Source organism: Geobacillus kaustophilus, assembly GCF_000948285.1.
GTDB classification, from domain to species: Bacteria; Bacillota; Bacilli; order Bacillales; family Anoxybacillaceae; genus Geobacillus; species Geobacillus thermoleovorans_A.
The window spans coordinates 3,365,797-3,379,821 of sequence record NZ_JYBP01000003.1 but is presented as its reverse complement, the minus strand read 5'-3'; the positions used below and the strand labels follow the sequence as shown (position 1 = coordinate 3,379,821).

The 14,025-nt window shown below is 51.9% G+C and carries 13 protein-coding genes and 1 pseudogene; 6 read left to right on the top strand and 8 right to left on the bottom strand.

Annotation, left to right across the window (positions count from 1 at the left end; genetic code table 11):
• From qoxA to qoxD, 4 genes are read left to right on the top strand one after another with little or no spacing between them, the layout of a single operon-like run.
• On the top strand, positions 1-906 hold the full coding sequence (qoxA, locus tag LG52_RS17345; protein WP_082055808.1) for a cytochrome aa3 quinol oxidase subunit II: 906 nt from the start codon (positions 1-3) through the stop codon (positions 904-906).
• 17 nt (positions 907-923) lie between these two features.
• Positions 924-2,870, top strand: coding sequence for a cytochrome aa3 quinol oxidase subunit I (gene qoxB, locus LG52_RS17340; protein ID WP_044732902.1), 1,947 nt, complete (start codon positions 924-926; stop codon positions 2,868-2,870).
• Positions 2,871-2,873: 3 nt separating this feature from the next.
• The gene (gene qoxC / locus LG52_RS17335; protein ID WP_044732901.1) at positions 2,874-3,488 is read left to right on the top strand and encodes a cytochrome aa3 quinol oxidase subunit III; all 615 of its coding nucleotides are present in this window, start codon (positions 2,874-2,876) and stop codon (positions 3,486-3,488) included.
• A gap of 1 nt (position 3,489) precedes the next feature.
• Positions 3,490-3,789, top strand: coding sequence for a cytochrome aa3 quinol oxidase subunit IV (gene qoxD / locus LG52_RS17330; RefSeq protein ID WP_044732900.1), 300 nt, complete (start codon positions 3,490-3,492; stop codon positions 3,787-3,789).
• Between the two features lie 222 nt (positions 3,790-4,011).
• On the opposite strand, the gene LG52_RS17325 is transcribed toward qoxD, so the two are convergent.
• The 3 genes from LG52_RS17325 to LG52_RS17315 all read right to left on the bottom strand — a co-directional run bounded on the left by LG52_RS17325 (position 4,012) and on the right by LG52_RS17315 (position 6,291).
• Positions 4,012-4,734 (bottom strand): amino acid ABC transporter ATP-binding protein, encoded by a 723-nt coding sequence (locus LG52_RS17325; RefSeq protein WP_044732899.1) that lies wholly within the window; start codon positions 4,732-4,734, stop codon positions 4,012-4,014.
• Entirely contained in the window at positions 4,731-5,387 is a 657-nt protein-coding gene (locus LG52_RS17320) for an amino acid ABC transporter permease (RefSeq protein WP_023633306.1), read from the bottom strand. Before LG52_RS17320 ends, LG52_RS17325 begins: the two co-directional genes overlap by 4 nt.
• Positions 5,388-5,463: 76 nt before the next feature.
• Positions 5,464-6,291, bottom strand: coding sequence for a basic amino acid ABC transporter substrate-binding protein (locus LG52_RS17315; protein ID WP_044732898.1), 828 nt, complete (start codon positions 6,289-6,291; stop codon positions 5,464-5,466).
• Between the two features lie 393 nt (positions 6,292-6,684).
• Here LG52_RS17315 and putP point away from each other — a divergent pair, with 393 nt between their 5' ends.
• Positions 6,685-8,142 (top strand): sodium/proline symporter PutP, encoded by a 1,458-nt coding sequence (putP, locus tag LG52_RS17310; RefSeq protein ID WP_044732897.1) that lies wholly within the window; start codon positions 6,685-6,687, stop codon positions 8,140-8,142.
• 291 nt (positions 8,143-8,433) lie between these two features.
• Here putP and LG52_RS17305 read toward each other — a convergent pair whose 3' ends face one another.
• The 5 genes from LG52_RS17305 to LG52_RS17285 all read right to left on the bottom strand — a co-directional run bounded on the left by LG52_RS17305 (position 8,434) and on the right by LG52_RS17285 (position 13,549).
• Positions 8,434-9,294: a carbon-nitrogen hydrolase family protein gene (locus LG52_RS17305; RefSeq protein ID WP_044732896.1), complete on the bottom strand. Its 861-nt coding sequence runs from the start codon at positions 9,292-9,294 to the stop codon at positions 8,434-8,436.
• Between the two features lie 153 nt (positions 9,295-9,447).
• On the bottom strand, positions 9,448-10,263 hold the full coding sequence (pdxK, locus tag LG52_RS17300; RefSeq protein WP_044732895.1) for a pyridoxine/pyridoxal/pyridoxamine kinase: 816 nt from the start codon (positions 10,261-10,263) through the stop codon (positions 9,448-9,450).
• A 45-nt stretch (positions 10,264-10,308) separates the two neighbouring features.
• On the bottom strand, positions 10,309-10,875 hold the full coding sequence (locus tag LG52_RS17295; protein ID WP_044732894.1) for a Uma2 family endonuclease: 567 nt from the start codon (positions 10,873-10,875) through the stop codon (positions 10,309-10,311).
• A gap of 188 nt (positions 10,876-11,063) precedes the next feature.
• Positions 11,064-12,197, bottom strand: a complete 1,134-nt coding sequence (ald, locus tag LG52_RS17290; protein ID WP_044732893.1) for an alanine dehydrogenase — start codon at positions 12,195-12,197, stop codon at positions 11,064-11,066.
• Positions 12,198-12,313: 116 nt separating this feature from the next.
• Positions 12,314-13,549, bottom strand: a complete 1,236-nt coding sequence (locus LG52_RS17285) for a PucR family transcriptional regulator (RefSeq protein WP_044732892.1) — start codon at positions 13,547-13,549, stop codon at positions 12,314-12,316.
• A 201-nt stretch (positions 13,550-13,750) separates the two neighbouring features.
• Between LG52_RS17285 and LG52_RS20010 the strand changes: the two are divergent.
• Positions 13,751-13,981, top strand: a pseudogene (locus LG52_RS20010) (isocitrate/isopropylmalate family dehydrogenase); the annotation flags it as partial.
• Positions 13,982-14,025: the final 44 nt, after the last annotated feature.

Here is a 14,025-nt window from a genome sequence, read left to right as displayed (position 1 = left end):
ATGAAACGGGCGAGATGGCGCGCGGTGCTGGTTTTGCCGTTTTTGTTTTTGCTTGGGGGCTGCGTGGAGCGCACCGCTGTGCTCAATCCGCAAGGGCCGGTGGCGCGCATGCAGTATGATTTGATCATGTGGTCGGTCGGCTTTATGTTGTTCATTATTGTTGTTGTATTTACGTTATTTGCCGTTTTTCTCATTCGTTATCGCGAGAAGCCGGAAAATGCCGGCTATGAGCCGCCGGATGAGGAAGGGAACACGCTGCTTGAAGTTGTCTGGACGGCCATTCCGATTTTGATCGTCGCGGCGCTCGCTGTTCCGACAGTGAAGGCGACGTTTGCGTTGGAAAAGCCGCCGACTGAGAAAGTTGAACCGATTACGATTCATGTGACGGCGGCGAACTGGAAATGGATTTTCAGCTATCCGGAAGAAAACATTGAAACGGTCAACTACGTCCATATTCCGGCCGGTGTGCCGGTTAAGTTTAAGCTGACTTCGGTCGGGCCGATGAACTCGTTTTGGGTGCCGGAATTAGGCGGGCAAAAATATGCGATGGACGGCATGGAGACAGAGTTGATTTTGCAAGCCGACAAGCCGGGTTCCTACATGGGGCGAAGCGCCAACTTTTCCGGGGAAAAGTTCGCCCATATGGAGTTTGAGGTCGTCGCGCAAACGGGAGATGACTTCCGCAAATGGGTGAATGAAGTGAAACAAACCGCCCCGAAGCTCGATGAGAAAAAATATACACAAATTTTAAAACCGGGGCTTGTTGGGCGGATGACGTTTTCGAACACCCACTTAGAATGGATTGACCACGCAAAACAGAACAGCCATCATGGGAATGACCATTCAATGAAAAACAAGAATCAAAGTGATGAAGCGATGACAGAGAGCCATCACCATGGCGAATAGGAAAGGGGGAGTGAAAGATGAAATGGAGTGAGTTTTTTGTTACGGGCGAGCCGCTCATTTATGCGGCCGATGTCGCCATCGTCTTGACAATGGTCGGCATTGTGTTTGTGTTGACATATTTTAAAAAATGGAAATGGCTGTGGAACGAATGGCTCACGACGGTGGATCATAAAAAGATCGGCGTCATGTACATTATTTGCGCCGTTTTGATGCTCTTCCGCGGCGGCGTCGACGCGCTTTTGATGCGGGCGCAGCTGACCGCGCCGAACATGAAGTTTCTTGACGCGCAACATTACAATGAAATTTTCACGACGCACGGGACGATTATGATCTTATTTATGGCGATGCCGTTCATCATCGGATTGATGAACATCGTCGTTCCGCTGCAAATCGGGGCGCGCGACGTCGCGTTTCCATATTTGAATGCGTTAAGCTTTTGGCTCTTTTTCTTCGGTGCGTTGCTGTTTAACATTTCATTCGTCATCGGCGGATCGCCGGATGCCGGTTGGACGGCGTACTTCCCGCTCGCTGGCAACGAATTCAGCCATGGCGTCGGCAACAACTACTATGCCGTTGCCTTGCAAATTTCCGGGATCGGGACGTTGATGACCGGGATCAACTTCCTTGTGACAATTTTAAAAATGCGCGCGCCGGGCATGACATTGATGCGCATGCCGATGTTTACGTGGACGATTCTCATTACGTGCGTGCTCATTATTTTTGCGTTTCCGGTATTGACCGTCGCCTTGGCATTAATGACGTTCGACCGCGTATTTGGCACGCAATTTTTCACGATGGCCAATGGCGGCATGTCGATGTTGTGGGCGAACTTGTTCTGGATTTGGGGTCACCCGGAAGTGTATATCGTCATTTTGCCTTCGTTCGGCATTTTCTCGGAGGTTGTCAGCACGTTTGCCCAAAAACGTTTGTTCGGTTATAAGGCCATGGTCGGTTCGATCGTCGGTATTGCTTTCCTAAGCTTTATCGTTTGGGTGCACCACTTCTTTACGATGGGTGCGGGGCCGGCAGTGAACTCCGCCTTCTCGATCACGACGATGGCGATCGCGATCCCGACCGGGGTGAAAATTTTCAACTGGCTGTTTACGATCCGAAAAGGGAAAATTCGTTTTACAACGGCGATGCTTTGGTCGCTGGCGTTCATCCCCAATTTTGTCATCGGCGGCGTGACAGGCGTGATGCTGGCGATGGCGGCGGCCGATTATCAATACCATAACAGTTATTTTCTCATCGCCCACTTCCATTACGTTTTGATCGCGGGTACGGTGTTCGCTTGCTTTGCCGGCTTGCATTACTGGTATCCGAAAATGTTTGGTCATATTTTAAACGAGCGGCTCGGCAAATGGACGTTTTGGCTGTTTATGATCGGTTTTAACGTCTGCTTCTTCCCGATGTATTTCCTCGGGCTGATGGGAATGACGCGCCGCATGTACACGTACTCGGCTGGTCTCGGCTGGACGCCGCTGAACGTTGTTGCGACGGTTGGGGCGGCCTTGATGGGCATCGGGTTCATTGTGCTTTGCTATAACATTTACTACAGCGCCCGCTACGGCGAGCGCGACATGACCGGCGACCCGTGGAACGGGCGGACGCTCGAGTGGGCGACGGCGTCGCCGCCGGTGCATTACAACTTCCCGGTGACGCCGATCGTCGAAGATGTGGATGCGTATTGGGTGATGAAGAAAAAATACGGCGGCTTCCACGTGAAAGAGGAAGATTTGAAGCCGATCCATATGCCAAGCAACTCGGGACGCCCGTTTTGGATGTCGGTCGCGTTTTTCGTCGCCGGATTCGGCCTCGTGTTCAAATGGTTTGCGTTGGCCATTGTCGGCGCGTTGTTCATTGTGCTTGGGTTGATTCTCCGCTCGTTTGAAGACGATGATGGCTACTATATTCCGGTTGATGAGATTAAACGAATGGAGCAGGCGGCGCGAAAGGGGGCGTAACGAATGGGAGAAGCTGCACATCGCTATGATGAAACGCTGCCGCTGGAGTATCGGACACAAGAGAGTCGGTTGAACATATTGGGCTTTTGGATTTTCCTCGGGGCGGAAGTCGCGTTGTTTGCGACGCTATTTGCAACGTATCTCGTCTTGTTCCAACGGACCGGCTTGGGGCCGACGGCAGGCGAGCTGTTTGAGGTAAAAGACGTTCTGATTGAAACGCTGTTGCTTTTAACGAGCAGTTTTACGTGCGGGCTGGCCATTTTTGAAATGCGCCGCGGCCGCATGAGCGGGCTCATCGCTTGGCTGCTTGTGACGCTTTTGCTTGGCGCCGGGTTTATTACGTTTGAAATTCGCGAGTTCATCCATTACGTCCATGAAGGAGCGACGATGCAGACGAGCGCGTTTTTATCAAGCTTTTTCGTGCTCGTCGGCACGCACGGCGCCCACGTCAGTTTAGGAATTGGCTGGATGATTTTGATCATCATCCAGCTCCTACAGGGCGGCTTTACGCCGAAAACAGCGCGGAAAGTGTTTATCGTCAGCCTATATTGGCACTTTTTAGACGTCGTTTGGATTTTCATCTTCACGCTCGTCTATTTGTTAGGGATGGTGATTTAACATGGGGGCGAACGGCCATCACGAATCATTTCCGTGGGAACATATCATCGGGTTTTTGTTGTCGCTCGTCTTGACGTTTGCTGCCCTTTGGGTGGCGCTCTCATCCGGGCTGCCGCTCAAAGCGGTCATTGTCATCATTGTCGTGTTTGCGGTGATGCAAGCAAGCTTGCAGCTGTTTATGTTCATGCATGTCAACGAAAGCGACAGCGGCCGCATTCAAACATTCAACATGGCGTACAGCTTCTTTATCGCCGTTGTCGTTGTCGCTGGTTCGATTTGGGTGATGCAGTTTGTGTTGTAGCGTGGAGCTGGCCTCATGGCAGGCCGGCTTTTTTCATAATGATAGAGCGTCGGTGTTTGGGGACGGATGGACTGCAGAGCTTTGGTCGGGTCTGTTTAGGACTAGATGGACGGGAAAGGCCAGATGGCGCCATTTCGGGCAGCCGGTTTAACTCATAACCGTAACCAGCGGATTTTTGCCTAGGAGGAAAAAGCGCCTTGCCGGTTCAAGGCAAGGCGCTTTTTATAATACTTTTGACAAAAACGCTTTCGTCCGCTCGTGCTGCGGGCGGTCGAACAAATCTTCCGGCTTGCCTTCTTCGATAATGTAGCCGCCGTCCATAAACAGGACGCGGTCGCCGACTTCGCGGGCAAAGCCCATTTCATGGGTGACGACAACCATCGTCATCCCTTCATTGGCCAGCTGCTTCATCACCGACAGCACTTCGCCGACCATTTCCGGGTCAAGGGCGGATGTCGGCTCGTCAAACAACATGATTTTTGGTTCCATGGCGAGCGCCCGGGCGATGGCAACGCGTTGCGCCTGTCCGCCGGAGAGGGAATCCGGGTAGGCATGCGCTTTGTCTTTCAGCCCGACTTTGGCGAGCAGCTCCATCGCCTTCGTTTCCGCTTTTTCACGCGGCCATTTGCGCACTTTCATCGGTGCCAGCGTGATATTGTTCAGCACCGTCATATGCGGAAACAAGTTAAAGCGCTGGAACACCATGCCCACTTCTTCACGCACTTTGTTTAAGTTCGTGTCTTTCGCTTTTAAGTTGATGCCGTCAATGACAATTTCACCTTCATCGAAATCTTCAAGCAAGTTTAAGCAACGCAAAAACGTCGATTTCCCCGAGCCGGACGGCCCGATGACAACGACCACTTCCCCTTCGCGAATATGGACATTGATCCCTTTCAGCACTTCAAGCGATCCAAACGATTTTTTCAACTGGCGTACGTCGATCATTGGGTCGAATACTTCCTTTCAAGATAGTGTAAGAGTTTGCTGAGGGAGAGGGTCAGCAACAAATAAATAAACGCGACTGTCAAATACGGCTCCCAGACGCGGTAATATTGCCCCTGTGCCGCTCTTCCCCAATACATCAGTTCCGGGGCAGCGATGACCAGTCCAAGCGAAGAATCCTTGATCAGGACAATAAATTCATTTGCAAACGGCGGAATCATCCGCTTCAGCGCCTGCGGCAAAATAATGTAGCGCATCGCCTGCGCGTGTGTCATGCCGAGCGAGCGGGCCGCTTCCATTTGTCCTTTGTCGATGGACTGGATGCCGGCGCGGAAAATTTCCGCCACATAGGCGGCCGAATTGAGCGAAAGCGATACGATCAGTGAAACGGTTGCGCTTGGCTGGGCGAAAAAGATTGGCATGACACCGAAGTGAACGAGTAAAATTTGCACGACAAGCGGCGTGCCGCGGAAAAAGTTAATGTACCATGCAAACGGCAACCGGATGAGACGGTTGGTTGACATTTTGCCAAGGCCGATGATCAAGCCGAGAATTAAACCCGCAATAATGGCGGCGATCGAAACACCAATGGTCAGCAACAATCCACGCAGGAAAAACGGGGCATATTCTATAATGATATCGAAACGGAAATCCATCGGTTCTCACCTTTCTTATGAAAAAGGCGTAACTTATGGCCAGTTACGCCTTTTTCAATTTCGTGTATTTTCATTGTTATTGGGCTTGTTTCAAGCTTTCGATATTCGGTTCAGTACCAAACCATTTTTTGTAAATTTCTGCGTATTTACCGCTGTCGATCACTTTTTTCAATGCCTCGTCGATTTTTGGTTTCAACTCGCTTCCTTTCGGGAACATGAGACCATAAAACTCAGATTGGAAGTTTTTCGGGTCAGCAATCGCTTTGATCTTTTTGTCTGGGTTGTTTTTCACGTACTCATTGGCTACCGCGTTGTCTGTGACAACTGCATCAACACCGCCGTTGAGCAAATCCATAATGGCGACGACCGTGTTTTCAAACTTTTTGATATTTTTATTCTCTTTCCCAAGCAATTTCTCTACAGCTTCTTGCCCTGTGGTGCCGTTTTGTACACCCACTGTTTTCCCTTTTAGGTCAAGCGCATTTTGAATCGGGCTTCCTTCTTTAACCATGATCATATGAGTGGATTCAAAATAAGGAATGGAAAAGTCGTATGTTTGCTTGCGTTCATCATTAATCGTAATGCCTGAGATGCCCATGTCGATTTCTTTGCTTTGCAATGCGGCAAACAGCGGATCCCAGCCGATGTTTCGCAATTCGTAGTCAAGACCGGCTTCTTTCATAATAGCATCGAGAAGATCGACGTCGAAGCCGACAATTTTTCCTTTATTCATATATTCGAACGGAGCAAACGCCGCATCTGTTCCGACGACGATTTTTTTCTTTGCTTCCCCGCCGCCGCTCGATGACGAGCTTGTTTCCGTTGACTTGCCGCCGCAGGCAGCGAGCGCCATCAGCAATGCAGCAACAACAGCCACGAATAAACCTTTCTTCATTTTAAGCATGTGAAAATCCCCCTTTGAAATCATTGTCGATGAACGATTATCATACTATCAATATTTTTTTGGTTATGCAATAGATTTTATAAAAATAATGGTTTGAACATTTTGGCACCCACTCCTTAATAGGAAAATGTTTATTTTATCAATGGATTGATCCTGATAAAGAAAAGGGCATTGAATTTTTATGAAATAATGTTTATGAAAGGGAGTTTCGGTTATTGATCATTCTGAATTTACTAAATATTATATCAGAAAGGGGGTGTGTTGTACATCTTTATTTTCAATTCTTTTATTTTATCGGATTTGGAAAAAAATAAATACTATTGTATAAATATTATTTGCTCCGTTATGATAATAGTGTCAGGTGACAAGACAACAAAGGAAGGGGAGCATGACATGGTTTTATTTTCTGTCATTGTCTACTTAGTTGGCATGCTTTGGATTGGCTATTGGGCGTATAAACGGACGTCGAATTTGTCCGATTATATGCTTGGCGGCCGGACGCTCGGACCGGCCGTGACCGCGCTTAGCGCCGGGGCTTCCGACATGAGCGGCTGGCTGCTCATGGGGTTGCCGGGGGCGATGTATATCGATGGAGTGAGCGCCGCATGGATCGTCATCGGCTTGACGCTTGGCGCTTATGCAAACTGGCTGTTCGTTGCGCCGCGCTTGCGCGTCTATACGGAAGTGGCGAACGATTCGATTACCATTCCCGAGTTTTTGGAAAACCGTTTCGGCGATGCGTCGAAGTTGTTGCGGATGGTGTCCGGCATTGTCATTATGGTCTTTTTCACGTTTTATGTATCGTCCGGCCTTGTTTCGGGCGGCGTGCTGTTTGAAAACTCGTTTGGCGTCAGCTACCATACAGGTTTGTGGATCGTTGGCGGCGTTGTGATCGCCTATACGCTGTTTGGCGGCTTTTTGGCTGTCAGTTGGACGGACTTTGTGCAAGGGACGATTATGTTCATTGCGTTGATTCTGGTGCCGGTGGTGACGCTGTTCCATACAGGAGGGCCAGTGGATACGATCAAGACGATTCATGACATTGACCCGAATTTGCTGGATTTATGGAAGGGAGCAAGTGTTCTTGGCATTATTTCGTTATTCGCTTGGGGGCTCGGCTATTTCGGCCAGCCGCACATTATCGTCCGCTTTATGGCGATCAAGTCGGTCAAAGAAATGAAAAGCGCCCGTCGCATCGGCATGGGTTGGATGATTTTCTCCGTTGTCGGAGCGATGTTGACGGGGCTTTTTGGAATCGCTTACTTTTCACAGCGCGGCATGAAGTTGGATGACCCGGAAACGGTATTTATTAAGCTCGGGCACATTTTATTCCATCCGATTATTACCGGGTTTTTGCTGGCGGCGATTTTAGCGGCCATTATGAGTACGATTTCGTCGCAGCTGCTCGTCACCTCGAGCTCGCTGACCGAAGACTTGTATAAAGTCGTGTTCCGCCGCTCTGCTTCGGACAAAGAACTTGTCTTCGTCGGGCGCCTGTCGGTGCTGTTAGTCGCCATTGTCGCGACAGCGCTGGCGTACACGAAAAACGACACGATTTTAAACTTGGTCGGGTACGCCTGGGCTGGATTCGGCGCATCGTTTGGCCCAGTCATTTTGCTTAGCTTATGCTGGCGGCGGATGACGAAATGGGGGGCGCTCGCCGGTATGGTCGCCGGGGCGGTAACGGTCATTCTTTGGACGCAGTCGGAGTATTTGAAAGAGCTGCTGTATGAAATGATTCCAGGCTTCGCCGCGAGCCTCGCCGCTATTGTCGTCGTGAGCCTGTTGACAAAAGCGCCGGAAGGAAAAGTGGCGGAACAGTTTGATCAGTTTAAGAAGTCGCTGTCATAAGCGAAATGAACAGGGTGTCCCTCGGCGGGGACACCCTGTCGCCATGATCGGCATTTTGTCCTCAAGTATAGACGTTGTTGCGGACCACCGTGCCGCCTTGCCGCTTCGGCCGGGCGATAGAGGTGTTGCGGTGCCGCAATTATCAACTTTAAGCCGGGGCAAAGAGGTGTCGCGCCCCGCTCTGGTCCGGATGCCAACACGCGCCGCGATGCCGCGCTGTTTCGGTTTGGCCGCGGACATGCCGCGGCGCGGCGGCCCTCCGCTCGGGGTTAGAGCAGAGGACCGCCGATGTTACGCCATGGTGTCCCAGTCCGGGTACAAGTCGATGCGCCGGTCGCGCCATGTCGCGACCGATCCTTTTTCCCGCACTTTGCGAAGAAGCGACAAGTCGAGGTCAGCGGTAATGACCATGTCGTTGTTGATCTCGCCCGACGCAAGCACGCCGCCTTGCGGGAACGGGATGTCGTTTGGCGTGATGACGGCCGCTTGGCCGAAGTTGGCGCGCATAAAGTCGACCGTCGGGAGCGAACCGACGGTGCCGGTCGCGACGACATACACTTCGTTCTCGATCGCCCGCGCGTGGCAGCAATACCTTACGCGGTAAAACCCGTGTCGGTCGTCGGTGCACGACGGACAGAAGATGACGTCCGCCCCTTTGGCGCGCGCCAGGCGGACGATTTCCGGGAACTCGATGTCATAGCACGTCAAAATGGCGATCGTCGCCTTGTCCGTTTCGAAGACATGAAGCCCGTCGCCCGGGGCGATGTTCCACTCGTTAACCTCGGTCGGGGTGATATGCAGCTTCGCCTGGCGGTGGATCGTTCCGTCTGGTGTAAACAAGTGGGCGGCATTGTACAGCTTGCCGTTTTGGCGGATGACATGCGTGCCGCCGATCAAATACATGCCGGTGTCTTTGGCGAGCGATACAAACAGCTCGGTGTATTTTTCGGTATAATTCGGCAAGTCATCAATCGCCGTTTGCCGTTCGTCGTCAAGCGGAATTGAAAGCAGCTGGGTTGTGAAAAACTCCGGAAACAACACAAACTCGGCGTCAAACTCTTGCGCCGTTTTGACGTAATGCGTCACTTGCGCCGCAAATTCATCGAACGAACGGATGGTGTGAAGATGATATTGGACAGCCGAGACGCGCAATGGCGGCAACCTTCCTTTCTATTTCTATATGGCATCTATTTGAGCACCATGAAAATCGTTTGGAGGCATTTGCTTTTTCGGTATGCGCAGGCCTCGCTCTCTTCCTAATTCCAAGGAGGGGAGCTGCGGAAAAAGACAAGGCTGAGGCCTTGCCTATTTTTCTCCATAGAGGCGATACGCCCCGTGATGCGTCGGGCCGACATATTCGTTTAATGGGAACGAATGGCGGATCGCCGCGGTGATGAACGCCTTCGCGGTCGCAATGGCGTCTTTCACCGGACGCCCTTTGGCCAGCTCGGCGGCGATGGCGGCCGAGAACGTGCAGCCCGCTCCGTGCGTATACGTCGTTTCAATCCACTCCGACTCGAGCAGCTCAAACGTTTTCCCGTCGTAAAGGACGTCGACCGCATAGTCGTGCGGAATTTTCCGCCCGCCTTTGACGATGACGTATTGGGCGCCAAGCTCATGGATGCGCCCAGCCGCTTCTTTCATATCTTCGATCGTCTCAATGCGCGGCAGGCCGGCCAGTTGCGCCGCTTCAAACAAGTTCGGCGTCACAACCGTCGCTTTTGGCACGAGCGTTTCGCGGTAGCACACCGTATTTTCCGGATGAAGCGGCTCATCGGCCCCTTTGCAAACCATAACTGGATCGACGACCGCATTTTTCAACCCATGTTTTTCGATCGTCCGCGCCGCTAGCTCAATGATGTCCGTTGTCGGAAGCATTCCTGTTTTTAAGGCATCAATCCCGACGCCGACGATGATCGTCTCTAGCTGGGCTTCGATCGTTGCGAGGTCGACGGGGAACACTTGGTGCGCCCACCGGTTGTGCGGATCCATGGCGACGATCGTCGTGATTGCTGTCATTCCGTAGACGCCAAGCTCTTGGAACGTTTTCAAATCCGCCTGCAGTCCGGCGCCGCCGCTGCTGTCCGACCCGGCGATCGTTAATGCTTTTGGCATCGTCATCGTCATCACTCCTTTGTTCCACAAGATTATATCATGAAGTCGCCCTCAAGGACGAAATAGTGGTTCTACATCAACAGAAAAGCCGTCAAGCGCGCGCGAACAGGCCATGCCGGTTTCTTTCCAGACGCCGGCTTGTTCATATTGTCCGTCGTCATTAAGCGAGTAGATTTGCACAACACGGTGCATCGGATTCACGATCCAATATTCACGGACCCCGTATTGCATATACAAATTCAATTTGAACACGAGATCATACGCTTGGTTGGAAGGACTTAAAATTTCAATGATCAACGTTGGAACGCCGACAAATTTTGTATCTGTTAATCCGCTTGGATCACAAATCACGGTTAAATCAGGAACGACGATTTTCTTGCCTTCGATCCGTTCACTCTTCAGTTCGATATCAAAAGGGGCATGAAACACTTCGCACGGCTTTTTTTCTAAAAAATGGAATAGTTTGACGTGCAGCCGCCCCGATATGCGTTGATGGTGGGTCGAAGGGTAGGGAGACATCAACACGATGCCATCAATGTATTCTAAAATGCGATCGGTTGTTTCCCGCATGCGGTAAAATTCTTCAAGCGACACCGCTTGTTTTTCCGGAAAGTTCATGAAACCACCTTCTTTCCAGCTTTCTATCTTTTATTATACAATGCCCGCTTCGCCGAACGAAAATGATTTTGCATAACGAAACGGATACAAAAAAAGCCGCCCGCTGTAGGCGGGCGAGATCTATGATGAGAATGGACAATGATCAACAGGCGGCCGGCAGTGCGTATTGCCGGCTGTGTCCATCACGGTTAGTTGGCGGCCAACGTTTTGCCGAGCGCTTCGCGGGCCGGGACGTAGCGGTAGCCGAGGTCGCGGGCGACGGCTTCGTATGTGATTTCGCCGTTGGCGACGTTGACACCAAGCTCAAGCGCCGGGCTGTCGGTGATGGCTTGGATGACGCCTTTGTTGGCGATTTGCAAGGCGTACGGGATCGTGACGTTCGTCAAGGCGATCGTCGAGGTGCGCGGAACAGCCCCCGGCATATTGGCGACCGCATAATGGACGACGCCGTGTTTGACGTACGTCGGGTCGTCGTGTGTCGTGACGTGGTCGCTCGTCTCGACAATGCCCCCTTGGTCGATGGCGACATCGACGATGACCGAACCCGGTTTCATCGCTTTTACCATATCCTCCGTGACGAGCTTCGGCGCCCGCGCCCCTGGGATGAGGACAGCGCCGATGACAAGGTCGGCCTCTGCGACCGCTTCGGCGATGTTCATCGGGTTGGACATGAGCGTCGTAATTTGGTTGCCGAAAATATCATCGAGTTCGCGCAGGCGGTCGGCGTTCAAGTCGATGATCGTGACATCCGCGCCAAGGCCGACGGCGACTTTCGCCGCATTCGTGCCGACGACCCCGCCGCCGATGATCGTCACTTTGCCGCGGGCGACGCCTGGGACGCCGCCAAGCAAAATGCCTTTGCCGCCGTACGGCTTTTCTAAAAATTGCGCTCCGATTTGCGCCGCCATCCGTCCGGCGACTTCGCTCATCGGCGTGAGCAACGGCAGCGTGCGGCCTACTTGCACTGTCTCATAGGCGATGGCAATGACGCCGCTCTCTTTTAACGCGCGCGTCAACTCTGGGTCGGCGGCCAAATGCAAATAGGTGAACAAAATGAGACCTGGGCGGAAGTAACCGTATTCGCTTGGCAGCGGCTCTTTCACTTTCATCACCATATCGGCTTGCGCCCAAACATCCTCCGTCCGCTCGATGATTTGTGCTCCGGCACGGGCGTAATCGCTGTCGCTGAAACCGCTTCCAACCCCCGCCTCTTTCTCAATGAGCACCGTATGTCCTGCCTGAACGAATGACAAAACGCCAGCCGGCGTAATGGCGACGCGGTTTTCGTTATTTTTGATTTCCTTTGGCACTCCAATAATCATGGATATCGTTCCTCCTCATAAAATTGGCCTTACTTATAGTATAAGAGAGAGAGAATGAGACCGGCATTGTTCAAAAAAGAGAAAGAAGCGCCCGGATTTTGTGGATTTCCACAAATTCAACCGCGCGCTTCGTATTTCGCTAATTTAATATCAATGTATAATTTGATTTTTTGATTCATGTCATGCAGATCCAGTTCGGCGATGTCGGCGATCCGCTTGAGCCGATAAGCAAGCGTGTTCGGGTGAACGTTGAGGGCGTCGGCGGTTTCTTGCACGTTTTCGTTATGGTCAAAAAACGTTTCAAACGTTTTCACCAAGTCGCTATGATGCTTCTGGTCGTACGATTGCAGCTTCGTTAACGCTGGGTTCGTCCATTCCCCTTGCCGCTTTTGTTCAAGCAAAAAGTCGAAAAATTGGTAAATGCCAAGCTGGGCATAGCCGTAAACCGACTTGATTTCATCGCCGAGCTTTTCTTTCAGCGCCAGGACGGCGAGCGCTTCGCGGTAGCTTTTTTCAATGAGGCGACAGACGCCATATACACCGCCGAACCCGCATTGCACATCGTGGATGTGAAACCGCTCTTTCATTTTGGAGGCGAACGATTCGATGAACGCGTTCAGCTCTTTCAATGGCTGGTCGGTTTTGGGCGCCCCAAGCAAAATGACATCGCGGCCGTCGGTCGTATAAAGAAGGAGCGGAAGTTGCTGGGTTGTTTGCAACAGGTAGGAAATTTGCCGCTCCATTTCGGCGGTCAAATCGGCCGCAAAACGGAAGACGACGACGGCAAACTGCGGCGCTGCCGTAATTTGCATCGCAGCAAGATGGGCGCGAATTTCGTCTTCGGTCGAGATATGGCCGGTGAGCAGCTTCCAAAACAGCTCTTGCACCCGCTCTTCTTTTTTGTTTTTGCGCATATACAGCTGCAGCACCTTGTTTTTTGCCGCTTTCGCCGCCAGCTTCAGCCATTCCATCTCTTCCGGAGAGAGGGTGCGGTTTGTCTCAAGCACCCAAATGAAGCCGATCACCTCATCGTTTTTCCAAATCGACACAGCGACGCGGCTTCCGAGGCCGACGTCTGGAATCGGCGGGATGCGCACCGGCTCGCGGCTTTTGAGAAGCGCTGGGATGGCGCCTTGCTTCCACAAGCTGTTGATCACTTTTTCCGGCACGCGCCGGCTGATGATCGTCGCCGTCCGCGCCGGGTCGGTGTAATCGTCGTGGGCGCTGTAGGCGATAAGCCGATGGTTCGCGTCTTCGATCGTCACCGGACATTGCAGCACATCGCTGACGCGGTCGGCAAACTCTTCAAGGCTTTCAAATTCGCCGCGGAACGGGTCGGTATCATAAGACATATTGACTCCCTCGCATCGTCCATATGATTTGTAGTTTCATTTTATCATAAATGTGAATCCACCATCGTTATTGTATGGTGAAAGAAAGGAATACCTGCGCTTTCTGTCCAAGGAAGGAAAGAAGGAATTCTCCCAAGAATGAAAAAATGGGACATTGCCGTCATTCCCAGCGATGGAATTGGCAAGAAAGCCGTTCATGTGGCGAACATCAACGTCAACGGCAAATACCCGTCAATGTTTGAGCCGGTGCACGGCTCGGCGCCGGATATTTACGGCAAAGGCATCGCCAATCCGATCGGGCAAATTTGGGCGGTGAAACTCGTGCTTGACCATTTCGGCGAAGAAAAGATTGGCGCCTTCTTGTTGCAAACGATCGAGGATGTCACCGCCGATGGCGTCAAAACGCCGGATCTCGGCGGCGCGGTTGGCACTCTTCTTCCGTTTCGGTATACTTGTTGTCAGACAAACCGAATAGA

Coding starts and splice junctions, on each gene's coding strand:
- putP (WP_044732897.1), top strand. CDS start 6,685: ATGGTTTTATTTTCTGTCATTGTCTACTTAGTTGGCATGCTTTGGATT.
- LG52_RS17325 (WP_044732899.1), bottom strand. CDS start 4,734: ATGATCGACGTACGCCAGTTGAAAAAATCGTTTGGATCGCTTGAAGTG.
- ald (WP_044732893.1), bottom strand. CDS start 12,197: ATGATTATTGGAGTGCCAAAGGAAATCAAAAATAACGAAAACCGCGTC.
- qoxA (WP_082055808.1), top strand. CDS start 1: ATGAAACGGGCGAGATGGCGCGCGGTGCTGGTTTTGCCGTTTTTGTTT.
- qoxC (WP_044732901.1), top strand. CDS start 2,874: ATGGGAGAAGCTGCACATCGCTATGATGAAACGCTGCCGCTGGAGTAT.
- LG52_RS17285 (WP_044732892.1), bottom strand. CDS start 13,549: ATGTCTTATGATACCGACCCGTTCCGCGGCGAATTTGAAAGCCTTGAA.
- LG52_RS17315 (WP_044732898.1), bottom strand. CDS start 6,291: ATGCTTAAAATGAAGAAAGGTTTATTCGTGGCTGTTGTTGCTGCATTG.
- LG52_RS17295 (WP_044732894.1), bottom strand. CDS start 10,875: ATGAACTTTCCGGAAAAACAAGCGGTGTCGCTTGAAGAATTTTACCGC.
- pdxK (WP_044732895.1), bottom strand. CDS start 10,263: ATGACGATGCCAAAAGCATTAACGATCGCCGGGTCGGACAGCAGCGGC.
- LG52_RS17320 (WP_023633306.1), bottom strand. CDS start 5,387: ATGGATTTCCGTTTCGATATCATTATAGAATATGCCCCGTTTTTCCTG.
- qoxD (WP_044732900.1), top strand. CDS start 3,490: ATGGGGGCGAACGGCCATCACGAATCATTTCCGTGGGAACATATCATC.
- qoxB (WP_044732902.1), top strand. CDS start 924: ATGAAATGGAGTGAGTTTTTTGTTACGGGCGAGCCGCTCATTTATGCG.